Below are 21,477 nucleotides of genomic sequence, written 5' to 3'. Positions count from 1 at the left end.
AAAATATAAAATCCTTATAAAAAACAATGCCAAACTTATAGAATTAAGTCTGGCATTTTTTTTCTTTAATTAAGCTTTTGACCGTCTTCTCTTTAATGAGGTTTCGATATTTTTATTTCGGCTGCCTTTTCTTCCGCCTTTTTTATCACTTCTGTCTGATCTTCTTCTTCCTTTGAAGTTTTCACCTTTTTTGTCATCATTCCTGGAATTGTTCCTTCTTCCTCCACTGCGTTCTCTTCTTCTGCCGCCTTTGTCAGATTTCTGATCTTTGGTGACCTCAACATTTATAAATCTTCCATTGTGATTAAACTCACTGAAAGTTTTCAGGATAAGATCGGTATGTTGTTCATCAGTATTAAAGAAAGAGAAACTTCCTTTTACATCTACCTTGAATACATCATCTCTTCCAAGGTTAAGCTCTGCTTTAAGGAAATCTTTTAAGCTCATCCAGTCAAAACCATCCTTAGATCCAACATTGATAAAATATCTTGTATTCCCTTCTGAAACCTCCGGTCTTCCTCCAGCACTTTCTGAACTCAGGTCTGGAGCTTTTTGATAATAGTTAAAAAAGCGTGTGAACTCAACTGAAAAGAATTTCTTGATCAATTCTTCTTTTGTGAAATCTTCCAGGGCTTCATTTATAGTAGGTAAATAAGGATCGATCTCATGATTGATCTCTGTTTTCCGAATATCATCGGCAAGATGGAATAGCTGTGTCTTGCAAATTTCCATACCATCAGGTATTTCTTTTTGCTCAAATTTCTGCTGAATGATCTTTTCAATAGTTCTGATCTTCCTAACCTCACTTTTTGAAATGATCACCATGGAAACACCGTTCTTTCCTGCTCTTCCGGTTCTACCGCTACGGTGAGTGTAAGTTTCTATTTCATCAGGTAACTGGTAGTTGATCACGTGTGTAATATCATCTACATCAATACCCCTTGCGGCAACATCGGTTGCTACAAGCATCTGGATCTGTCGAGTCCTGAAACTTTTCATTACCAGGTCACGCTGATTCTGACTAAGGTCTCCATGCAGGGCTGCTGCATTGTACCCGTCTTCGATAAGCTTTTCAGCAACCTTCTGTGTGTCTCGCTTTGTACGGCAAAAGATGACCGAAAAAATATCAGGATTTGCATCGGCCAGCCTTTTTAAGGCATCGTATCTGTTTCGATGATTAACCAGATAATATTCGTGAGAAACATTCGCAGTTCCTTTGTTCTTGGAACCAACTGTTATCTCTACCGGATTATCCATGAATTTTGAAGCGATCTTGGCTACCTCCTTTGGCATAGTTGCTGAAAACAACCATGTTTTTTTCTCTTTGGGAGTGTGGGAAAGAATGCTTTTTATATCCTCATAGAATCCCATGTTAAGCATTTCATCTGCTTCATCCAGTACACAATATCCAATAGAAGATATATCAGCCAGCCTTCTTCTTATCATGTCCTGCATCCTCCCAGGAGTTGCTACGATGATCTGTGCTCCCCTTTCAATAGAACGGGCCTGTTCGGTGATACTTGCTCCACCATAGACGGCGACCACATTTAGAGATCTTTTATACTTTGAATAGTTCTTAAGTTCATTAGTTATCTGCAGACATAGTTCACGTGTGGGTGAAAGTATTAATGCCTGAGTTTTTTTGGAACTGGGATCGAGTTTCTGAATAAGGGGAAAACCAAAAGCAGCGGTCTTTCCGGTTCCTGTTTGCGCAAGCGCTACAAGATCGGTCTCCTGTTCTAATAAAATTGGTATTGATTTGTCCTGGACTTCACTGGGGGTTTCAAAGCCCATGTCGTTAATGGCCTGAAGCAAATCTGCGTCCAGTCCAAGTTTTTGGAATGCGTTCATTCGTTTTATGTAAGTATTCGATTATAATATGTAAGTGTTACATATAGAAGCGAATCGACATACTTAAACCTAAACTTCCAGTAACACATCCTCACCCTGAGGAATTTTCAAGCGGCAAATATAGTCTTTTATTTTAGTTTGGAAGGATAATGTGGGATTTTAATTTAAATAGCTGATAATAAATTATTTAAGTGTTATTTAAGGAGTTTCAGATCATTGCGATAAGTATTCAATTAATTCCCTGAAAGCTTTACCCCGATGACTGATAGCAGATTTCTCTGATAGGTTCATTTCTGCAAAACTTTTGTCATAACCTTTAGGAAGAAAGATGGGATCATAACCAAAACCACTATTACCTCTTTTTTCATTCAATATTGATCCCTCACAAATTCCTGTAAAAAGATTTTCGTTACCCTTAAGGTTTAAGGCAATTACCGTCCTGAACCTTGCGGTTCTGGAGGTTCTTTCTTTAAGCTGGTCCAACAGTTTTTTTATATTGGCCTCATCATCCTTATTATCGCCTGCGTACCTGGCCGAAAAAACTCCAGGAGCACCTGCTAAGGAATCAACCTCAAGGCCGGTATCATCGGCAAAGCAGTCATATCCATAATGATTTCGAACATATTCTGCTTTTATAATGGCATTCTCGTCTATACTTTTTCCTGTCTCCTCAATATCTTCACTGCAGCCAATATCATCCAGGGAAAGCAGCTCAATATGGTCCGGTAATAAACTTTTTATTTCGATAAATTTATTCCTGTTATGCGTGGCGAAAACTAATTTCATAGTGTATGATTATCGATGGTGATAAGGTTCATTCTTTAATATTGTAAAAACTCTGTATAATTGTTCAGTGAAGAACAGCCGGACCATCTGGTGTGAAAATGTCATCTTTGAAAGCGAAACTTTGGAATCAGCTCTTTTATATACTTCTTCAGAGAATCCGTATGGACCTCCTATTACAAATATCAGTCTTTTCAGACCGGTATTCATACGTTTCTGGATATATTCTGAAAATGTCTCGGAAGTGAATTGTTTTCCGTTTTCATCGAGTAAGACCAGAAAATCTGAATTCTGGATCCCTGAAAGTATTAGTTCTCCTTCCTTTGATTTCTGCTGTTGTTCATCAAGGTTTTTGGTCTTTTTAAGGTCTGGGATTATCTCCATCTCAAATTTAATATAGTGCTTAAGCCTCTTAGAATAGATGTCTATTAAGTCTTCAAGTTCCTTTTTATCTGTTTTTCCTATACAGACTAATTTTATGGTCATCCCGTGATTTTAGTACAGACTTTACTACATTTACAAAAATAAGCAGAGAAAATGATCTCACCGGAACAATTCGAAAAAGAAATTGAAATTATTATAAAAAATGCAATCAGGGAAGATGTTGGTGATGGAGATCACAGCTCCCTCGCGTGTATTCCTGAAAATGCTACCGGAAAAGCAAAACTGCTTGTTAAAGATCAGGGAATTCTTGCAGGGGTTGATTTCGCCAGGAAAGTTTTTGAATATGTAGATCCAGATATGAAGGTTGAGGTTCATATAAAAGATGGGGAGCCGGTTAAACGGGGCGATATTGCCTTTTATGTGGAAGGCTCTTCTCAAAGTATCCTCAAAGCTGAAAGACTGGTGCTGAATGCCATGCAGCGAATGAGCGCCATAGCGACTAAGACTTTTGAATTTGTTCAGCAGCTTGAGGGTACAAAAACAAAAATACTCGACACCCGTAAAACGACTCCTGGCATAAGGGCGCTTGAGAAATGGGCCGTGAAAATAGGAGGGGGAGAAAACCATCGTTTCGCACTTTATGATATGATCATGCTTAAGGACAATCATATTGATTTTGCTGGTGGGATTACGAAAGCAATAGACAAAACTAAAGACTATCTAAAGGAAAAGGGTCTGAATCTCAAGATCATTGTAGAAGCCAGGGATATGGAAGAGATCAGGGAAATCCTCAAATCTGACGGTATTTACAGGATACTGATAGATAATTTTAGTTATGAGGATACCCGGAAGGCCGTGGACCTGATAAACGGAAAGTGTCTTACAGAATCCAGTGGAGGGATCACCCTTGAAACCGCAAGGAATTTTGCCGAGTGTGGAGTTGATTTTATTTCCAGCGGAGCTCTAACGCATTCTGTACACAATCTGGATCTTAGCTTAAAAGCCGTTTAATATGGCCCCAAAAAAAGCGATTCAATCCAAACTTGACAGATTATCTGATTGGTGGAAGACCAAGACCAAGAAGATAATCCTGCCTGGTTTAGAAGGCTTGTCGCTTTATAATTTATGGATTATCTATTGGGGAGGTATCATTAAAGGAACTTTCTCAACAAGAGCGAGTTCCATCGCGTTCAGTTTTTTTATGGCGATCTTTCCTTTTTTGCTTTTTGTTCTTAACCTTATTCCCTATATCACCTTTATCGATGATTTTCAGATAGAGTTCCTGCTTTTTATGGAGACACTGTTACCTCCTAATACCTCCGAATTTTTTGGGGATATATTCTACGATATAGCCAATACTCCCAGGGGTGGATTATTATCCATAGCATTTATACTTTCTATTTTCTTGATGACCAACGGTGTGAATGCCATCTTTACGGGGTTTGAATTCAGTTATCATACCCGAACCAACAGGTCTATCCCAAGGCAGTATGCAGTGGCTGTTGGTGTATCCCTCATACTGGCACTGTTGTTGCTCATATCTGTTATAGGAGCGGTTTACATTACCTATGCCATAGATGACCTGAGTAGTCTGGGAATCGTAAATGCCGAAGGTTTTGGAGCGAACCTGATTAAATATATTGGATTTATAATACTGATCTATACTGCTGTTGCTATTCTGTACTATTTCGGAACCAGGGAGGCAAGGCAGGCAAGGTTTTTTTCGGTAGGAGCATTGTTAACAACAATACTTATATTGATAACTACATTCTTATTCAGTTTATATATTACTAATTTTTCGAGTTATAATGAACTATATGGTTCAATTGGTGCTCTTTTAATACTTATGTTCTATATATGGCTCAACTCCAATATGTTGCTTTTAGGTTTTGAACTTAATGCTTCTTTGATAAAACTTAAAAGGAAATTTAAATAACTTTAAACGAATTTAAATCTTAAAAAATGAAGAAAATAATTTTCATAATGATCGCCTTAATGGGCCTTAATTTTGCCACCGCTCAAACCGAAGTTGGTGGAGTAGACTTACCCAATAAAGTTAATTTTCAAGGGCAGGATCTTCAACTGAATGGTGCCGGTGTGAGAGAAAAACTTTGGATAGACCTTTATGCAGGAGGCCTTTATCTTAATGGGAAATCTTCAGATGCCTCAGCTATAGTTTCTGCTAATGAACCTATGAGCATAAAACTTCATATTGTTTCCAAGCTTATCTCCAGCGATAAAATGATTGATGCTGTAAATGAAGGTTTTGAAAATTCAACTTCAGGAAATACAAAGCCTTTAGCTTCCGAGATTGAAAAATTCAGAAGCTTTTTTATGGAGGAGATCAAAAAAAACGACGTGTTTGATATCGTTTATCTTCCGTCTAAAGGAGTTGTAGCCTATAAGAACAATAAAGAACTGGGGACTATTGAAGGTATGGACTTCAAAAAAGCCCTATTTGGAATTTGGCTTTCCAACAGGCCGGCCGATGATGACCTTAAAGAAGCCATGCTTGGTAAATAATATGCGAGGATTTTTCTTTTATACGGTATTCTTTTTAACAATGACGTTTCCTTTACAGTCACAGGAAGTGATTGGAAAATGGGAGAACAGGAATTCTGAAGGAGATGTGAATTCTATTATCAAGATCTATAAAAAAGGAGATGAGCTCTATGGTAAAGTTGACCGCATCATCAAAAAAGAAGATCGCGATCGCCTCTGTACCGAATGTGATGGGGAAATGAAAAACCAACCCATTGAAGGTATGGAGCTAATGAAGGGTCTTAAAAAGGAAGGTGATAAATATGTTGACGGGACCATTATAGATCCTAAAACGGGAAAGGAATACCGCTGCAAGATATGGCTGGATGAAGAAAACCCTGATGTTCTAAAAGTTAGGGGTTACCTGGCATTTTTCTATAAAACCAAGACCTGGCAAAGAGCTGAATAAAATAAATATTCAAAAAAGCTGCTTTTAAAGTTTTAGCATTACTTTCAAATAACTAAAGATTCTTAATATTTTTGAATTCTCAGTTTAGAAAGTAAGTTACTTTAAAAGCAGCTTTTTCCATTGTATAAACTAACCAGCTATAATGTCATATTTCGCAGACCTCATTCTACCATTACCACTTGAAAAGCGTTTTACCTATAGCCTGACAGCAGAAGAAGCTAACTTCATACAACCGGGAATGCGACTTGCAGTTCCGTTTGGTAAGAACAGGATCTATACCGGCATAGTCGCTGATATTCATCAGAATCCTCCGGAGGTCTATGAAGCGAAACCAATCCATCAGATCCTTGATGAAAAAGCCTTACTTACTCCGGAACAGCTCAGTTTCTGGAAATGGATAGCTTCCTATTATTTATGCTCTGAAGGGGATGTTATGAGAGCAGCTTTACCTGGGGCTTTTTTACTGGAAAGCGAAAGTATCGTAAAGCTAAGTAAGGATGCCCGGCCTGATGCCTCTGAGCTTAATGATGACGAATACCTGGTGATCGAAGCTTTGCAGCGACAATCTTCCATGAAGATTCAGGAAGTTGAACAGCTTCTTGATAAAAAGAAGGTTCTTCCTGTTATCAATAAACTGGTTATGAAAGACCTGGTGGATCTTAACCAGGAGATTTATGAGCAATTCAAACCGAAAGAAGTAAGATATGTGAAGTTGAACCCCGCTTATGAGGCTGAAACGGAAATGCATCAACTTTTAGATGATCTTTCGCGAGCCCCCAAACAGAGGGAGGTCTTACTAAGTTATTTTTCTATCACTGCGAAATCAAAGAAAGCGTTAAAGACAAAAAAGCTGCTTCAGGAATCCGGGGCGAGTGCCGGAGTTCTTAAAAGTCTGATTGATAAAGGGATTTTCGAAGAGTTCTATGAAGTGACAGACCGTATTAATTTTAAAGGTGAAATCTCCAACCATGAGATCAATCTTAATAAGATTCAGCAACAGGCTTTTGAAGAAATACAACAGAATTTTCAGGAAGATAAGGTTTGCCTTCTGCATGGAGTGACCTCTTCTGGAAAGACCGAGATCTATATTAAATTGATAGAGGAAGCATTAAATAAGGGGAAACAGGCCTTATATCTGCTGCCCGAAATTGCACTAACCACCCAGCTAATTAAAAGGCTTCAGAATTATTTCGGAGAGAAGGTCCTGGTCTATCATAGTAAATACTCCCTGAATGAAAGAGTGGAGATCTACAGGCATGTTCTTGAGAATTCTGAAAAAGGGAAAATAGTAATAGGGGCAAGATCCTGTATATTTTTGCCATTTCAGGATCTCGGACTGGTAGTGGTTGACGAGGAACATGAGTCTACTTTTAAACAATTTGATCCTGCACCTCGTTATCATGCCAGGGATTCTGCCGTTGTACTGGCAAATCTTTTCAAAGCAAATATTATTCTGGGCTCGGCGACTCCCTCCATCGAATCCTATTTCAATGCCGAACATAATAAATATGCTTTGGTTGAACTCAGCAGGCGCTACGGGAATGTAATGATGCCTGAGGTAGAGGTGGTTGATATCAAAACTGCTCACCGTAAGAAAAAAATGACCGGCCATTTCTCCGAAAGACTGTTAGAGGAGATCAAGGAGAGCCTTAAGGAAGAGGAGCAGGTAATTCTTTTTCAGAACAGAAGGGGTTTTTCGCCAATTATGGAATGTAATACCTGTGGGCATTCACCTCAGTGTCCAAACTGTGATGTAAGTCTTACTTTTCACAGCCATAATAACCAGTTACGTTGTCATTATTGCGGTTATCATATCGCCATGCAGCAACAGTGTATGGCATGTGGCAGCAGTGAGATCACTACAAAGGGATTTGGAACCGAGCAGGTTGAGACTGAGTTGAAAGCACTATTCCCAAAGCATAATATCGGACGGATGGATCAGGATACCACCAGGGGAAAGTATGCCTATGAGAAGATCATAGAGGCTTTTGAAGCTCAGGAAACTGATATACTCATAGGTACTCAAATGCTCACTAAAGGTCTTGACTTCCGGAAAGTAAGTCTTGTAGGAATTATGAATGCCGATAATCTTTTAAATTTTCCCGATTTCCGGGCGCATGAAAGAAGTTTTCAGTTGATGCTTCAGGTGGCCGGGCGGTCTGGAAGAACAAAGAAAAGGGGTAAGGTGCTTATCCAGACCTATAATCCGTATCACCAGATAATTCAGCAGGTTTCAACCGGTTCTTATATAGAAATGTATAAGGAGCAACTGGAAGACCGGTATCAATATCAATATCCGCCTTATTTCAGGTTAATACGGTTAACTCTAAAATGCCGGGATTATTCCATGACCAATGAAGCTGCCGACTGGCTGGCAAGAGCTCTGGAAAATGTTTTTGATCGCTATATTCTGGGTCCAGAATTTCCGCCGGTGGCAAGGATAAGAAATGAATATTATAAGAATATTCTTATCAAAATTCCTCAGAAACAGTCTCTGGGAAAAACCAAGAAAGTGGTGCATCGTATTTTGACCAGCTTCCGGGCTATTGGGGCCTACAGGTCGGTTAGGGTTGTGGTTAATGTTGATCCTCAATAAAAAAAGCCATTCTTTAGAATGGCTTAGAGTTTATATAAAGAGTGTTAGTTCTATTGCTGAATTGCACTCAGGGCTTCTACCAGGTCATTCTTCTTATGACGGCTTAGCGGCAATTTTTCCTTATCTATTTCTATATTCTTACTATTGTAACGTTCTATCTTATCAAGGTTTACAATATAAGATTTATGGGTTCTTAAGAAACGATCGCTGGGGAGCTGTTTCTCAAATGACTTCATAGTAGCCAGTACCACGAAATTATCCTTTTCGGTAACGAATTTAACGTAATCCCCAAGCGCCTGTATATACTTTAGTTTACTAAGAAAAACCTTTCTGTTCTTAAGATTGCTCTTTACGAATATGAAGTCTTCATCTTCCGGAGCTGCAGTTTGATGCTTCAGTTTATAAAGATTCACAGCCTTATTTACTGCATTATTGAATCTTTCCTTAGTAACCGGTTTGTGAATGTAATCCACCGCATCATAATCAAATGCTTTAAAAGCATATTTGGTTTTACCGGTTACGAATATAATTTGTGGTTTGTTGGGAAGATTATCAAGAAGTTCAAAACCAGAGAGAATAGGCATTTCAATATCAAGAAATATCAGGTCGGTTTCTGTATCCAGTAGTCCGTTTTTGGTCTCTATGGCATTGTTGTATTCCGCTACCAGCTTTAGATTGGGATGATCCTTAATCAATTTAACGATGGAGAGCCGTTGAAGGCTTGAATCATCTACGACAGCACATTTGAGTAAAACTTCTTCCACGGTTTATAAGTTAGGCATTAACAATATTACTCATTAAAAATAAGAAATACAAGGTAAAATATTTTTTCATCGACAAAAATAGTGTTTTATCCTTCTTAATAGGCTTTGAAATATCAATTAATAATTCTATTTTTGCACCCGATTTAATTTAAAGTAATTTTTTATGAACAATTATGAAACTGTTTTCATCTTGAATCCCGTTTTATCTGATGAGCAGATAAAGGAAACAGTTAAGAAATACGAAGATTTTCTTGTTTCGAAAGGGGCCGAGATGGTAGCTAAAGAAGATTGGGGGCTTAGAAAGCTTGCTTACCCAATCCAGCACAAAAAGAGTGGTTTTTATCACTTATTCGAATTTAAGGCTCCCGGTGAAGCGATCGAGCCTTTGGAACTTGAGTTTAGAAGAGACGAGCGTATGATGCGTTATCTTACTGTGAAGTTAGATAAGCACGCGATCGCCTGGGCTGAAAAAAGAAGAAAACGTAACAAGGAAAAAGCGTAACCATGGCAACATCTATTGAACAACAGGCAAAAGGTAAAAAAGACGGAGAGATCAGGTATCTTACTCCTCTTAATATAGAAACTACCACAAAGAAGAAGTATTGTAGGTTTAAAAGATCAGGAATCAAGTATGTAGATTACAAAGATCCTGATTTCTTAATGGGCTTTGTGAACGAGCAGGGTAAATTGTTACCACGTCGTTTAACAGGTACTTCTTTGAAGTTCCAGAGAAAAGTGGCCACAGCGGTTAAGCGTGCGCGTCACTTAGCATTAATGCCTTACGTAGGTGATTTATTAAAATAAAAAGAGGCAGTTATGGAAGTGATACTTAAAAAAGACGTAGATAATTTAGGTTTTAAAGATGATGTGGTATCTGTAAAGAACGGATATGGCAGAAATTATCTTATTCCACATGGTTTTGCTGAACTTGCAACTCCTTCTGCAAAAAAGGTTCTTCAGGAAACTTTAAAGCAGCGTGCCTATAAGGAACAAAAGCATATCGACGAAGCTAAGAAACAAGCTGAAAAACTTAACAGCCTGGAAATAAAACTTACTGCAAAAGCAGGAGCAGGTGATAAGTTATTCGGTTCCATCACTAATGGAGATTTAGCTGATGCTCTTGCAAAAGAGGATGTGGAGATCGATAAGAAATATATTAGCATCGCTGGTGGTAACATCAAACGATTAGGACAGTATGAAGCAACTTTGCGTTTTCATCGTGAAGTGGTTGCCAACTACACCTTTGACGTTGTAGCGGAAGCTTAATTTATTTTACTCAAAGTAAAAAGCCTGCTCATTTTATGAGTGGGCTTTTCTATTTAAGAAAACTGAATTTTTACATTTCAGAAATACAGCTGAACTTTTCTTTCTGAAAATGAAGAAGTGTTCTAAAAATGGCATTAAATGAAATACGCAAGGTTAACCAAAGAGCAATTTGAAGAAATGCACCAGGAATTCATTAATTTTCTGGCTACACAATCCATTACCGCAGATGAGTGGGAAAAGATTAAGAAGGAGAAGCCACAGGTCGCAGAAGAGGAAATGGATGTTTTTAGCGACATAATCTGGGAAGGGGTGCTTAATAAGGTTGAATATCTGGAACATTTCTCTCCAAACCAGATATTTCTGTTCCAAATAACCGGGGTAACGATCAATCTGATTGCTATAAAAGTTGGGAATGAAGCAATAGATATTACCACAAGAGAAGGCTATACCTGGTTGCAGAATAACCTACTGGATGATTCGGTAAATATCTATACCTCTACAAAAGCCATGAGCGATGACCGGAATAAAGACATTTTTGCACTTATAAAGCAGGGTGCTAATATTACAAAAGGAGAATTATACCAATATTTTGAAAATGTTGTTCAGGGTTAATTAGTACATTTTCACATTAATTTTACTCGTAACGGAGCGATTCGATAGGATCCTGTTTGGCAGCTTTTGCAGCCGGATAACTACCTGCGAGTATTGCGACCAGTATGGTAATTCCTGTAGCCCATAACATGGCTTTCCATGGAGTTGTGAAATTGAAATCCAGGGAATTGGCAACTATATAACCAATCAGGATACCTAGTATTATTCCCAGTATTCCCCCAATTTGCCCGATCACCAGGGTTTCCAAAAAGAATTGAGTGGCAATAGTGTTTTTCTTTGCTCCCAGTGCTTTTCTTACTCCAATTTCCCTTGTCCTTTCGGTTACTGTAACCAGCATGATGTTCATAAGCGCAATGGAGGAACCGAAAATCGTAATTATTGAGATGATCCAGGCCGCGATATTAAGGGCGCCGGTGATTCTTAATATCCGGTTGATCAGGTCGTCGCTTCGTTCCAGCCCGAAATTATTTTCCTCCTTTGGACTTAATCCGCGAATATTCCTGAAGGTGATGATGGCTTCATCCATTGCCGCATCAAGTAATTCTTTGTTTTCAACCTTTACGCTCAAACTGTAATTTATATTAGGCTGGGAAAAAAGGGAACGCGCGTGCTGAATGGGAATAAAGACCTGAAGATCCTGATTGTTCCCAAAAGTACTTCCTTTAGATTCCAGGACTCCAATCACCTTAAATTTTGCTCCCCGAATGCTGATGGTCTTGTTCACAGGGTCAAATCCTTTGAATATCCCATCCTTATAATCAGAGCCTATCACCGCAACATTATTATTGTTTTTGATATCAAAAACATTAAATTCTCTACCACTTTCAACTTTGAGCCCCGAATTTTCAAGAAAATATTCATTAACTCCCTTAACCGAAATCTCCGGATCGGTCTTCTCATTCTCATATTTTATTTCGGCAGAACCCGTACCGGTAAATGAAATGGCCGTCTCGGTATAGGGATATTCAAATTTTTCTTCGAATTCCTTTACTTCCCGGTAGCTTATAATGGGATTTACTTTTCTTTCCTCATTTCCAAAACTCTGGGTGCGGAACTCATATCGCTGAAGATTAAATGTGTTGGCTCCCATAGAAGCAAAGTCCTTGCTGATCGTGTTTTCAAGCGCCGCTACGGCACTTAGAATCCCCACGAGGGCAGTTATTCCAATCGCAATGATAAGTACAGTAAGAATGGTTCTTAATGACTGGCTCCTTATAGAGTTAAGTGCGATCCTGATATTTTCCCGAAGGAGTGAAAACATGTAACTGATTTTCGGTCTTACCGGTTAGACTATAAAATTAGGACTTTGTTACTTAAAATTTCAAAATTGTTTGGGTTCGCTTAAAAATTAAGATATTTGCAGTCCTAAATAGCAAATTCAGCTTAATACAGATCATGGCACAAAAACCATCCATACCAAAAGGTACAAGGGATTTTTCACCGGAAGAAGTCGCGAAGCGAAACTATATTTTTGAAACCATCAAAAAGGAATTTAAAAGATTCGGTTTTCAGCCGATCGAAACACCAAGTTTTGAGAATTCTTCTACCCTTATGGGAAAATATGGGGATGAAGGTGACCGCCTGATCTTTAAGATCCTTAATTCAGGTGATTTTTTAAGAAAAGCCGATAAAGATGCATTAACTCAGAATGACAGTCTTAAGCTAACTCCATCCATAAGTGAAAAGGCGCTGCGTTACGATCTAACGGTCCCATTTGCACGATACGTGGTACAGCATCAAAATGAGATCGAATTCCCATTTAAGCGTTACCAGATCCAGCCTGTATGGAGGGCAGATCGTCCACAAAAGGGAAGGTTCAGGGAATTCTTTCAGTGCGATGCCGATGTGGTGGGCAGTAATAGCCTCTGGCAGGAAGTAGAATTCGTTCAGTTATACGATTCGGTTTTTGAGAGCCTTGGTCTGGAAGGAGTGACTATAAAGATCAATAACCGTAAGGTGCTTTCCGGTTTTGCCGAGGTCATTGGAGAAAAGGATAAACTCATCGATTTTACTGTAGCCCTTGATAAGCTTGACAAAATAGGCGAGGAGGGAGTTAAAAAGGAAATGCGCGAGAAAGGGATTTCAGAAGAAGCCATCAATAAAATCCAACCCATCTTCAGTCTTCATGGGTCTTTCTCTGAAAAGATTGACGTTCTGAAAACTATTTTAGAAACTTCAGAAAATGGTAGAAAAGGAATTGAAGAACTTCAGTTCATTCAGAATGCCATTGAAGAAATGCCTTTAAAGATAGCCAAACTCGATCTGGACGTTACCCTGGCACGAGGCCTGAATTATTATACCGGTGCTATTTATGAAGTTTCTGCTCCTGAAACCGTGAAAATGGGTTCCATAGGTGGTGGTGGTCGCTATGACGATCTCACAGGAATATTTGGACTGAAGGACATGAGCGGAATTGGAATTTCCTTTGGTCTTGACCGTATCTACCTGGTACTTGAAGAACTTGGTCTTTTCCCCGAGACCGTTACGCAGAATACAAAAGTTCTTTTTATCAATTTTGGAGAAAAGGAAGCCATGTATGCTATGAAAGCAGTAGAAAAACTGCGTAATGAAAATATTGTGGCAGAGCTTTACCCGGATTCGGCTAAAATGGGCAAACAGATGAAATATGCTGATAAGAGAGACATTCCTTATGTGGTACTTGCTGGCGAAGAGGAAATGAGTCAGGAAAAATTCACTTTAAAGCATATGAAGTCCGGAGAACAGTCAAGCCTTGACATAGATACACTTAAGGAAAAACTGAAAAGTTAATACTCCTGGTACTTCATTAAGGTAAAAAAGGAACAATTTCTACTCCGAAACAGAGCTGAAAGCTTTACCTATTTTCATTTTGGATAGCCAAACTTCTGATTTTCATTCATATATTTACTATTCATAGCAGATTAATGCTGATTATTGTCATTTTCCCCGATCTTTTTTAAGTCTAACTTAGATTAAAAATCTGGAATATGGTGGCTTCTAATTCCATATGGGATAACGTAAAGGACTTTTTTGAAGAAGTAGGCGATATGGCCCATTTCACCGGCCGCTTTTTCCGGGAAGTATTTAAACCTCCGTTTGAATTCAGGGAATTATTGCGCCAGTGTTATAATATGGGCAATCGCTCCATGCTTTTGGTAGGCGTTACCGGATTCATTCTTGGTTTGGTTTTCACCCTCCAGTCCAGGCCTACATTAATGCAGTTTGGAGCAGAATCCTGGATGCCATCTATGGTGAGTATTTCCATTGTTCGGGAAATAGGACCGGTAATAATCGCTCTTATCTGTGCGGGTAGAATTGGGTCGGGTATAGGTGCTGAACTCGGTTCAATGCGGGTTACGGAACAGATCGATGCCATGGAGGTTTCCGGGACAAATCCGTTTAAATTTCTTGTAGTAACCCGTATTGTAGCGACAACATTAATGTTGCCGTTGCTGATCCTTCTTGGTGATGCCATAGCACTTTTGGGTTCTGCGCTTGTGGAGAACATTAAAGGGGAAGTATCCTTTTTGCTGTATTTTAACCAAGTTTTCGATTCCCTTAAATTCTCCGATATTATCCCGGCTACGATTAAATCCTTTTTCTTTGGTTTTGCGATTGGGCTGGTAGGCTGTTATAAGGGATATTACTGTTCCAAAGGAACAGTGGGCGTTGGTGAGGCTTCCAATGCTGCCGTGGTCTATACTTCCATGTTGTTGTTTGTGATCGATTTTATTGCCGTTTTTGTAACAGATATATTCTTTGGGATCTGATGAAACAACAGGAAGACATATTACCCATTCTGGAGATAAAGAACCTGAAAAAGACTTTTGGGGACAATGCTGTGCTGAATGGTTTCAATATGAAGTTGTTTAAAGGTGAGAATCTGGTGGTAATGGGAAAATCAGGATCGGGAAAATCGGTTATGATAAAATGTCTTGTGGGACTTATGAGGGCTGATAGTGGAAATATTAAAATAATGAATCAGGATATCACACTTCTGAGGAAGACCGATCTGGATTTGCTAAGGACTCATATTGGCTTTTTATTTCAGGGGAGTGCTCTTTATGATTCCATGACGGTGCGTGAGAACCTGGAATTTCCTTTAAGAAGGCACAAGAAAAAACTTCATTTAAATGAAAGTTCAGAGGCTCTTGTTCGTGAAGCTTTAAGAAATGTAGGTCTCGAGCACACTATGGATTTGATGCCATCGGAACTGTCGGGAGGAATGCAACGCCGCGTCGCCCTGGCAAGAGCATTGATCTTAAAGCCCAAAATTATTTTATATGATGAACCTACAACGGGACTGGATCCCATTACTTCCAAAGAAATCATTCAGTTAATGAGGCATATCCAGAAAACCTATGATACCTCGTCATTAATCATTACGCACGATGTGGATTGTGCCCGCGTGATCTCTAACAGGATGATATTGCTGGTTGATGGAATTAATTATGTGGAAGGAACCTTTGCAGAACTATCAAATTCAAAAGATCCAAAGGTTCAGGCCTTTTTTAAAACTTAAGAGTCATGGAAAAATCAACTTCACAAAAGATAAGATTAGGAGTTTTTGTGGTTATGGGCACACTGGTGCTGATAGTTGCCCTGTACTACATAGGCAACCGTCAACACCTTTTTACAAATAATATTCCAGTTTATGCTGAATTTGAAAATGTGAACGGGCTGCAATTAGGGAATAATGTGCGTTATTCCGGCATTAACGTGGGAAATGTTAGTAAAATAGAAATGCTGGAAGAATCCCGTATCCTGGTGCAGATGATGGTAGAAGAGTCTACCGGAAAATTCATTAAAAAAGATGCTATTGCCACAGTTGGAACCGACGGTCTGGTTGGCAGTATGGTTGTAAATATTTTGCCTGGAAAGGAGGGTTTAGTCTCAATCAAACCTGGCGATACCATAGCGTCTTACAGCCGGATTGGTGCCGATGATATGCTTTCTACCCTTAACGTAACCAATGAAAATGCAGCTTTGCTTACTTCCGATCTTCTGAAGATCACAAACAAAATACTTGAAGGAAAAGGAACACTTGGTGTTCTTGTGAGTGATTCAACACTGGCCAAAAACATTAAGACAACCCTTATAAATCTTGAAGAAACCAGCAGGCAGACAACCATAGCCATGAACAAGATCAATAAAGAGTTGAATAATATAAATATTGATGAAAGCCTTGCGGGAACTCTATTTAAAGACACTGTCTCCCGGAACCGAATAGAGAATATTATTACCAAACTTGATTCCTCCAGTAACAACATTGCCGGAATAACCAGAAATATCGAAACAATAATAAACCGTATTGATAAAGGGGAAGGAGCTTTAAATCACCTTACCCAGGATCCCGAACTGGTAAGGAATATTGATACCACTTTATTCAATATCAAACAGTCATCCATCAAACTGAATGAAAACATGGAAGCTTTAAGACATAATTTCCTTTTCCGTGGATACTTCAGAAAACTGGAGCGGCAGGAAAGAAGGGAGATGAGAAAAGCCCAGAAGGATTCATTATAGGTTCCTTTACGAACTCACTTCATTTAGATGTTCCATTTCTTTCTGACTAAGTTCAGTATTTATAGCTTCTTCAAAAGATTTAAGATGCTCGGGCTTGGTTGCACTGGCAATAGGTGCCGTGATGCCGGGTCGCTGCATTATCCACCTAAGAGCCACTGCTGCCTGAGAGATATTATGACGATCTGAAACATCTTTTAGTGCCTGCAATACCTCTTTGCCTTTTTCATTAAAATACTCCTGCAGGAATTTTTCGCGGTCCCTGCCTTCAATATCTTCTTCCGTACTGTATTTTCCGGTAAGGAAGCCACTTGCTAATGAGAAATAACTGGTCACTCCCAGATTGTTCTTATGACAGATTTCCTGAAGTTTTCCTTCAAATTTATCTCTTTCCATAAGACTGTATTCGGGTTGGGAAACCTCATATTTTGGCAGATTTTTATTTTTTGAAGCTTCGAGAGAAGCTTCCAGTCTTTCGTTGGATATATTGGAAGAGCCAATATACCTTACCTTAGACTGATCCATGAGCACCTTATATGCGTCGAGAGTTTCTTCCACCGGTGTTTTATCATCATCCCAGTGAGTAAAATAAAGGTCGATATGATCTGTTTGAAGACGTCTCAATGAATCTTCTGCAGCCTTTAAAATATAATCTTTTGAAATATCCCTTCCATCTTTTCCAGGATTGGAACCAACCTTGGTTGCGATTACCATTTTATCACGATTGCCACGCTCTTTCATCCATTTCCCTATAATAGTTTCAGATTCACCTCCTTTATTTCTGGGAGCCCAGTGGGAATAGGAGTCGGCCGTATCTATCATATTGATCCCCATATCAAAGAGCTGATCAAGAAGTTTAAAGGAGTCTTTTTCATTTACAGTCCATCCAAAAACATTCCCTCCAAAAATAATGGGTGGGGCACTGAGTTCTGTTTCTCCGAGTCTTTTATATTTCATTGCTTTAACTTTTGAAACTTAAAATAATAAATAGCCTGAGAGAAGCATCCGATTTAGAACTTTTTAACTCTTAACTATAAATTTTACTATCTGAAGGTTAAAGATAAGTTGGATTATAATAAAGTTTGGTTAATTCATTAGGCTGTAAGGGGTTAAATTTTGTTCTTGAGACAGGTAATTTCTAAATTTAAATGAATCAATAATCTAACTGAAAACTAACTACCAGATTTATGGATGAGATCATTGAACACCCAGAAAGGGGAGCAAGAACGGAAGATAAAGAAGTTGTAATTATAAGTGGAAGCAGTGGCCTGATAGGTTTTCCATTAATCGAAAGGCTGGCTAAAAATTATAGGGTCGTTGGTCTGGATCGGTTAGGACCACCATATCCTCCTCTGGAGGCCGAATGTGTGAATTTTGACATTACAGATGAAAAGGCGATCGATGCGGCTATGGAAAGGATTCGGTACGGCTATGGCAGTAAGATAGCCTCGGTCATTCACCTTGCAGCTTATTATAGCTTTAATACCAAGGACAGTCCGGGTTATGATGAGATCAACGTAAAAGGAACAAGAAAATTCCTTAATCAGTTGCAGGATTTTGAAGTAGATCAGTTCATTTATTCAAGTTCAGATCTTATTTACAAACCTGTGGAACCCGGGATAAAGATCCACGAGGACTGCCCGGTGGAAGCCAACTGGGGGTATCCTGAGTCCAAGATCATCACCGAAGACCTTATCAAGGAGAATAATAAGGATATTGATACGGTTTTTCTTAGAATAGCCGGTATATATGATGAAATGGGGCATTCCATACCCATTGGTCAGCAAATCAAAAGGATTTACGAAAAAGAACTTGTAAGCCATTTCTACTCCGGAGATATGGATCATGGAGATGTCTTTGTTCATTTAGAAGATGTTCTGGACGCTATTGAAAGGACTGTTGCGAAAAGAAATGAACTGCCACATGAAATTGCCTTTAATATTGGTGAGCCTGAGACCCCTACCTATAAGGAACTGCAGGACAGAATAGGAAGATTAATTCATGGAGAGGATAATTGGGAAACCCATGAAGTTCCAAAATCCATTGCAAAAATTGGGGCATGGACCAGAGACCTGGTAGGCGATCCGTTTATTAAACCCTGGATGATAGACCGGGCAGACGATCATTATGAACTTGATATCAGCAGGGCGAAGGAATATTTAGGTTGGGAGCCTAAACACCGCTTAATGGATACACTTCCTGAGATTATCAAAAACCTTAAGGAAGATCCCGATGCATGGTATAAGGAAAATAATCTGGAAAGATGAAAGAAGATTCAAACCACATCCCTCCGGGTTGGGATTATAACCCCGCTACATGGTCTCAAAGAATCCCTATAGTAATCCTGGCGATGGTTGGATTTTTCATCGCGAGTTATCTTGCGCTTTATCAGTTGGATATAATTACCAATGTTTGGGAGCCATTTTTTGGAGACGGCAGCGTAACCATACTTAATTCCAGGGTTTCACATGTACTTCCTATTCCAGATGCGGCCCTTGGAGCTTTTGGATATCTACTTGATGCAGTTACCGGAGTAATAGGCGGTACCGGCAGATGGAAAAAAATGCCCTGGATCGTTATTGTATTTGGCCTGGCGGTAGGTCCTCTTGGGTTTGTAAGTGTAATGCTGGTAGTTTTTCAGCCGGTTTTATTTTCGGCATGGTGTACTCTTTGTCTTTGTTCGGCGGTAATATCAATTGCAATGATAGGTCCTGCTATGGATGAAATGCTGGCGAGTTTACAGTACATGAAGCGTGTAAGAAGGTCTGATGCTTCCACCTGGAAAGCATTCTGGGGGCTACAATCTGAAATTGAAAAAGTAAACTGATATGTGGGCGAGATTAATTAATACCGCTTTAGGATTATGGTTGATGATAGCGCCTGGAATATTTCAGTATTCATCAGCAGCGGCCGATAATGGCCATATCGCAGGGCCTGTAATCGTAACATTTTCTGTCGTAGCTATCTGGGAGGCAACCAGGGTGGTTCGAAAATGGAATTATCCGGTAGCTATCTGGCTTCTGGCGGCTCCCTGGATACTTGGTTATGACAACACCATCGCAATAGTGAGCGATATGGGTGTGGGAGTCTTAGTCCTTATTTTCGCATCGGTAAAAGGTAAAATTGAAAAGAATTATGGAGGGGGCTGGGCATCTCTATGGCAGAAGAATCCCGAGCATATTCAGAAATCAGATCAGAATTGATTTAGGTTTACTTTAAACAATTTTACAAGCCCCTTAACAGAGGATAGGACAAAATTTGGGTACTTTGAATGTAAACATAAATCCTAAGTGATGAGAATCTTGACATTGAATATACTTTTAATTTTATTTTCTGTGAATATGTTTGCCCAAAAGACGGCAGACAAGTTTACCTTGTCTTCGGCTGGCTTTGAGGATTCAGTGATAAAGGAATATCCCGGTAAAACGGATTCCGAACTTTTTCTTGCTGCAAAAATGTGGGCTGAGTTCACCGTAGACAATCCACAGGAGGCAAGAACGCGGGAAATAAAGGATCAGTACCTTGAATACCGTGTATTTGTACCGCAGGCCTTTAGTATAGAGGATAATGCTAATGAATATACCTGGGATGCCATGTTTGATGTGGCCTTCAGGTTTGAAAACCAGAAGATCAGGTATGATGTTGAAATTGTGGAAATAACAAGTCCCGATGCTCCTGCTTTTCAGATTGTAGGAGGATTAAAGGATTGGGCTTTTTATTCTTCTGTGAACGGTGAACCTTATCCTTTGACCCAGAATGCTAAAAAAACATTGGAAGATATAGTCAATGATTTTATACGTGGCGTTTCTTCTTACGTGAACCGGGATGCTGAAATTTCAGATAAGGGAAATTAAGATGGTAAATAGTATTATTTAAAAGCCCTTCAGTTTTTGAAGGGTTTTTTTAGGTAATGAAACTGGTTTTTTACCCCGTCGTTCCTATTTATCCTCTAAGATGAAATATTTAAGTCTGGAAAAGAATTGTCCATGTTATCACGGGAGTTATTTGGATTAACATGGCGGGCAAACTTCCTTTAAAAATTATAAGATGTTTAATCAAGTTGTTTATTTTAAGTTTTACTAAAAATTACAGGAGATGGAATATTTTAAAGAAAAGGAGATTATTCTATGGGATTTTGACGGAGTTATCCTGGATTCAATGGAAATAAGAAGTTTAGGTTTTAGAAAAGTTCTATCTCAATACCCAGCTGAGCAAGTAGAGGAATTATTGACTTTTCATAAACAAAATGGGGGGTTATCGAGATATGTGAAATTTCGCTATTTTCTGGAAGAAATAAGAGGAGAAGAAAATGCAAAAGAAGAGGTGCAGCAAATGTCTGAGGCATATTCCTCCATCATGCGAAAAAAACTTAAATCTAAAGATCTGCTAATTGATGAAGTCCTGGAATTCATCAGCAAAAATCATAAAAAGTTTGACATGCATATCGTTTCAGGTTCTGATGGTGATGAGTTACGTTATTTGTGCAGTAACCTGGAAATTAGCGATTATTTCCTTTCTATCAATGGTTCTCCCACTCCTAAAATTGAATTAGTAAGTTTATTGTTATCAAATTATTCCTATGTAAATGAAAAAGTTTGTCTTATTGGAGACTCAATTAATGATTATGATGCAGCAATGGCTAATAATATAGAGTTTTTCGGTTATAATAATTCTGATTTAAAAAAGAAGGAAACAAGGTATATTGAAAATTTCTAAAAGAAATATCTCAGCTTTAAAAAGTATCCTAAATTACATCGAAACCGGGTGGG

General features: G+C 38.9%; 24 protein-coding genes. 18 read left to right on the top strand and 6 right to left on the bottom strand.

Annotated elements, in window-relative coordinates:
* Positions 1-69 precede the first annotated feature (69 nt).
* The 3 genes from LU635_RS13320 to rlmH form a co-directional block, all read right to left on the bottom strand.
* Positions 70-1,851 carry a DEAD/DEAH box helicase gene (locus LU635_RS13320; RefSeq protein ID WP_240099986.1) on the bottom strand — a complete coding sequence of 594 codons (1,782 nt, stop codon included), beginning with the start codon at positions 1,849-1,851 and terminating at the stop codon, positions 70-72.
* A 213-nt stretch (positions 1,852-2,064) separates the two neighbouring features.
* Positions 2,065-2,637 (bottom strand): non-canonical purine NTP diphosphatase, encoded by a 573-nt coding sequence (locus LU635_RS13315; RefSeq protein ID WP_240099985.1) that lies wholly within the window; start codon positions 2,635-2,637, stop codon positions 2,065-2,067.
* 9 nt (positions 2,638-2,646) lie between these two features.
* Entirely contained in the window at positions 2,647-3,120 is a 474-nt protein-coding gene (gene rlmH, locus LU635_RS13310) for a 23S rRNA (pseudouridine(1915)-N(3))-methyltransferase RlmH (protein ID WP_240099984.1), read from the bottom strand.
* A 51-nt stretch (positions 3,121-3,171) separates the two neighbouring features.
* On the opposite strand from rlmH, the gene nadC reads away from it, so the two are divergent.
* From nadC to priA, 5 genes are all read left to right on the top strand, one after another.
* Positions 3,172-4,029 (top strand): carboxylating nicotinate-nucleotide diphosphorylase, encoded by an 858-nt coding sequence (gene nadC / locus LU635_RS13305; RefSeq protein WP_240099983.1) that lies wholly within the window; start codon positions 3,172-3,174, stop codon positions 4,027-4,029.
* A 1-nt stretch (position 4,030) separates the two neighbouring features.
* Positions 4,031-4,954 carry a YihY/virulence factor BrkB family protein gene (locus tag LU635_RS13300; RefSeq protein WP_240099982.1) on the top strand — a complete coding sequence of 308 codons (924 nt, stop codon included), beginning with the start codon at positions 4,031-4,033 and terminating at the stop codon, positions 4,952-4,954.
* 26 nt (positions 4,955-4,980) lie between these two features.
* On the top strand, positions 4,981-5,541 hold the full coding sequence (locus LU635_RS13295; protein ID WP_240099981.1) for a chalcone isomerase family protein: 561 nt from the start codon (positions 4,981-4,983) through the stop codon (positions 5,539-5,541).
* Positions 5,542-5,581: 40 nt separating this feature from the next.
* Positions 5,582-5,968: a DUF2147 domain-containing protein gene (locus LU635_RS13290; RefSeq protein WP_240099980.1), complete on the top strand. Its 387-nt coding sequence runs from the start codon at positions 5,582-5,584 to the stop codon at positions 5,966-5,968.
* 142 nt (positions 5,969-6,110) lie between these two features.
* Positions 6,111-8,564: a replication restart helicase PriA gene (priA, locus tag LU635_RS13285; protein ID WP_240099979.1), complete on the top strand. Its 2,454-nt coding sequence runs from the start codon at positions 6,111-6,113 to the stop codon at positions 8,562-8,564.
* 50 nt (positions 8,565-8,614) lie between these two features.
* Here priA and LU635_RS13280 read toward each other — a convergent pair whose 3' ends face one another.
* Positions 8,615-9,328, bottom strand: a complete 714-nt coding sequence (locus LU635_RS13280; protein ID WP_240099978.1) for a LytR/AlgR family response regulator transcription factor — start codon at positions 9,326-9,328, stop codon at positions 8,615-8,617.
* 163 nt (positions 9,329-9,491) lie between these two features.
* On the opposite strand from LU635_RS13280, the gene rpsF reads away from it, so the two are divergent.
* The 4 genes from rpsF to LU635_RS13260 all read left to right on the top strand — a co-directional run bounded on the left by rpsF (position 9,492) and on the right by LU635_RS13260 (position 11,206).
* The gene (gene rpsF, locus LU635_RS13275) at positions 9,492-9,830 is read left to right on the top strand and encodes a 30S ribosomal protein S6 (RefSeq protein WP_240099977.1); all 339 of its coding nucleotides are present in this window, start codon (positions 9,492-9,494) and stop codon (positions 9,828-9,830) included.
* A gap of 2 nt (positions 9,831-9,832) precedes the next feature.
* Entirely contained in the window at positions 9,833-10,132 is a 300-nt protein-coding gene (gene rpsR, locus LU635_RS13270) for a 30S ribosomal protein S18 (protein ID WP_156284614.1), read from the top strand.
* Between the two features lie 12 nt (positions 10,133-10,144).
* The gene (gene rplI, locus LU635_RS13265) at positions 10,145-10,594 is read left to right on the top strand and encodes a 50S ribosomal protein L9 (RefSeq protein ID WP_240099976.1); all 450 of its coding nucleotides are present in this window, start codon (positions 10,145-10,147) and stop codon (positions 10,592-10,594) included.
* A 138-nt stretch (positions 10,595-10,732) separates the two neighbouring features.
* Entirely contained in the window at positions 10,733-11,206 is a 474-nt protein-coding gene (locus tag LU635_RS13260) for a DUF6495 family protein (protein WP_240099975.1), read from the top strand.
* A 22-nt stretch (positions 11,207-11,228) separates the two neighbouring features.
* Here the strand turns inward: LU635_RS13260 and LU635_RS13255 are convergent, their stop codons facing one another.
* Positions 11,229-12,467, bottom strand: a complete 1,239-nt coding sequence (locus LU635_RS13255) for an ABC transporter permease (protein ID WP_240099974.1) — start codon at positions 12,465-12,467, stop codon at positions 11,229-11,231.
* Between the two features lie 134 nt (positions 12,468-12,601).
* On the opposite strand from LU635_RS13255, the gene hisS reads away from it, so the two are divergent.
* The 4 genes from hisS (at position 12,602) to LU635_RS13235 (ending at position 16,711) form a co-directional block, all read left to right on the top strand.
* Entirely contained in the window at positions 12,602-13,975 is a 1,374-nt protein-coding gene (gene hisS / locus LU635_RS13250) for a histidine--tRNA ligase (RefSeq protein ID WP_240099973.1), read from the top strand.
* Positions 13,976-14,172: 197 nt separating this feature from the next.
* A complete protein-coding gene (locus LU635_RS13245; protein ID WP_240099972.1) occupies positions 14,173-14,955 on the top strand; it encodes an MlaE family ABC transporter permease in 783 nt (260 codons plus the stop codon).
* Positions 14,955-15,707 carry an ABC transporter ATP-binding protein gene (locus tag LU635_RS13240; RefSeq protein ID WP_240099971.1) on the top strand — a complete coding sequence of 251 codons (753 nt, stop codon included), beginning with the start codon at positions 14,955-14,957 and terminating at the stop codon, positions 15,705-15,707. The genes LU635_RS13245 and LU635_RS13240 overlap by 1 nt, the downstream gene beginning before the upstream one ends.
* A gap of 5 nt (positions 15,708-15,712) precedes the next feature.
* Positions 15,713-16,711, top strand: a complete 999-nt coding sequence (locus LU635_RS13235) for an MlaD family protein (RefSeq protein WP_240099970.1) — start codon at positions 15,713-15,715, stop codon at positions 16,709-16,711.
* A gap of 6 nt (positions 16,712-16,717) precedes the next feature.
* Here LU635_RS13235 and LU635_RS13230 read toward each other — a convergent pair whose 3' ends face one another.
* Positions 16,718-17,665, bottom strand: coding sequence for an aldo/keto reductase (locus LU635_RS13230; RefSeq protein WP_240099969.1), 948 nt, complete (start codon positions 17,663-17,665; stop codon positions 16,718-16,720).
* 230 nt (positions 17,666-17,895) lie between these two features.
* On the opposite strand from LU635_RS13230, the gene LU635_RS13225 reads away from it, so the two are divergent.
* The 5 genes from LU635_RS13225 (at position 17,896) to LU635_RS13205 (ending at position 21,424) form a co-directional block, all read left to right on the top strand.
* Positions 17,896-18,975 (top strand): NAD-dependent epimerase/dehydratase family protein, encoded by a 1,080-nt coding sequence (locus LU635_RS13225; RefSeq protein ID WP_240099968.1) that lies wholly within the window; start codon positions 17,896-17,898, stop codon positions 18,973-18,975.
* Positions 18,972-19,535 (top strand): vitamin K epoxide reductase family protein, encoded by a 564-nt coding sequence (locus LU635_RS13220; protein WP_240099967.1) that lies wholly within the window; start codon positions 18,972-18,974, stop codon positions 19,533-19,535. Before LU635_RS13225 ends, LU635_RS13220 begins: the two co-directional genes overlap by 4 nt.
* A 1-nt stretch (position 19,536) precedes the next feature.
* Positions 19,537-19,911 (top strand): SPW repeat domain-containing protein, encoded by a 375-nt coding sequence (locus tag LU635_RS13215; protein ID WP_240099966.1) that lies wholly within the window; start codon positions 19,537-19,539, stop codon positions 19,909-19,911.
* A 90-nt stretch (positions 19,912-20,001) separates the two neighbouring features.
* Positions 20,002-20,562: a hypothetical protein gene (locus tag LU635_RS13210; RefSeq protein WP_240099965.1), complete on the top strand. Its 561-nt coding sequence runs from the start codon at positions 20,002-20,004 to the stop codon at positions 20,560-20,562.
* Positions 20,563-20,803: 241 nt separating this feature from the next.
* The gene (locus tag LU635_RS13205) at positions 20,804-21,424 is read left to right on the top strand and encodes an HAD family hydrolase (RefSeq protein WP_240099964.1); all 621 of its coding nucleotides are present in this window, start codon (positions 20,804-20,806) and stop codon (positions 21,422-21,424) included.
* The last annotated feature ends 53 nt before the right edge of the window (positions 21,425-21,477 follow it).

Source organism: Christiangramia crocea, assembly GCF_022410465.1.
Taxonomy (GTDB): domain Bacteria; phylum Bacteroidota; class Bacteroidia; order Flavobacteriales; family Flavobacteriaceae; genus Christiangramia; species Christiangramia crocea.
This window is presented reverse-complemented; position numbering and strand designations above follow the sequence as displayed.

Bases quoted from the DNA above. Each gene is read 5' to 3' on its own strand.
- rlmH (WP_240099984.1), bottom strand. From the start codon at position 3,120: ATGACCATAAAATTAGTCTGTATAGGAAAAACAGATAAAAAGGAACTT.
- LU635_RS13220 (WP_240099967.1), top strand. From the start codon at position 18,972: ATGAAAGAAGATTCAAACCACATCCCTCCGGGTTGGGATTATAACCCC.
- LU635_RS13245 (WP_240099972.1), top strand. From the start codon at position 14,173: ATGGTGGCTTCTAATTCCATATGGGATAACGTAAAGGACTTTTTTGAA.
- LU635_RS13260 (WP_240099975.1), top strand. From the start codon at position 10,733: ATGAAATACGCAAGGTTAACCAAAGAGCAATTTGAAGAAATGCACCAG.
- rpsF (WP_240099977.1), top strand. From the start codon at position 9,492: ATGAACAATTATGAAACTGTTTTCATCTTGAATCCCGTTTTATCTGAT.
- LU635_RS13255 (WP_240099974.1), bottom strand. From the start codon at position 12,467: ATGTTTTCACTCCTTCGGGAAAATATCAGGATCGCACTTAACTCTATA.
- rpsR (WP_156284614.1), top strand. From the start codon at position 9,833: ATGGCAACATCTATTGAACAACAGGCAAAAGGTAAAAAAGACGGAGAG.
- LU635_RS13320 (WP_240099986.1), bottom strand. From the start codon at position 1,851: ATGAACGCATTCCAAAAACTTGGACTGGACGCAGATTTGCTTCAGGCC.
- LU635_RS13210 (WP_240099965.1), top strand. From the start codon at position 20,002: ATGAGAATCTTGACATTGAATATACTTTTAATTTTATTTTCTGTGAAT.
- LU635_RS13215 (WP_240099966.1), top strand. From the start codon at position 19,537: ATGTGGGCGAGATTAATTAATACCGCTTTAGGATTATGGTTGATGATA.
- LU635_RS13225 (WP_240099968.1), top strand. From the start codon at position 17,896: ATGGATGAGATCATTGAACACCCAGAAAGGGGAGCAAGAACGGAAGAT.
- LU635_RS13240 (WP_240099971.1), top strand. From the start codon at position 14,955: ATGAAACAACAGGAAGACATATTACCCATTCTGGAGATAAAGAACCTG.
- LU635_RS13315 (WP_240099985.1), bottom strand. From the start codon at position 2,637: ATGAAATTAGTTTTCGCCACGCATAACAGGAATAAATTTATCGAAATA.
- rplI (WP_240099976.1), top strand. From the start codon at position 10,145: ATGGAAGTGATACTTAAAAAAGACGTAGATAATTTAGGTTTTAAAGAT.
- hisS (WP_240099973.1), top strand. From the start codon at position 12,602: ATGGCACAAAAACCATCCATACCAAAAGGTACAAGGGATTTTTCACCG.
- LU635_RS13205 (WP_240099964.1), top strand. From the start codon at position 20,804: ATGGAATATTTTAAAGAAAAGGAGATTATTCTATGGGATTTTGACGGA.
- LU635_RS13295 (WP_240099981.1), top strand. From the start codon at position 4,981: ATGAAGAAAATAATTTTCATAATGATCGCCTTAATGGGCCTTAATTTT.
- LU635_RS13290 (WP_240099980.1), top strand. From the start codon at position 5,582: ATGACGTTTCCTTTACAGTCACAGGAAGTGATTGGAAAATGGGAGAAC.
- LU635_RS13300 (WP_240099982.1), top strand. From the start codon at position 4,031: ATGGCCCCAAAAAAAGCGATTCAATCCAAACTTGACAGATTATCTGAT.
- nadC (WP_240099983.1), top strand. From the start codon at position 3,172: ATGATCTCACCGGAACAATTCGAAAAAGAAATTGAAATTATTATAAAA.
- LU635_RS13235 (WP_240099970.1), top strand. From the start codon at position 15,713: ATGGAAAAATCAACTTCACAAAAGATAAGATTAGGAGTTTTTGTGGTT.
- priA (WP_240099979.1), top strand. From the start codon at position 6,111: ATGTCATATTTCGCAGACCTCATTCTACCATTACCACTTGAAAAGCGT.
- LU635_RS13230 (WP_240099969.1), bottom strand. From the start codon at position 17,665: ATGAAATATAAAAGACTCGGAGAAACAGAACTCAGTGCCCCACCCATT.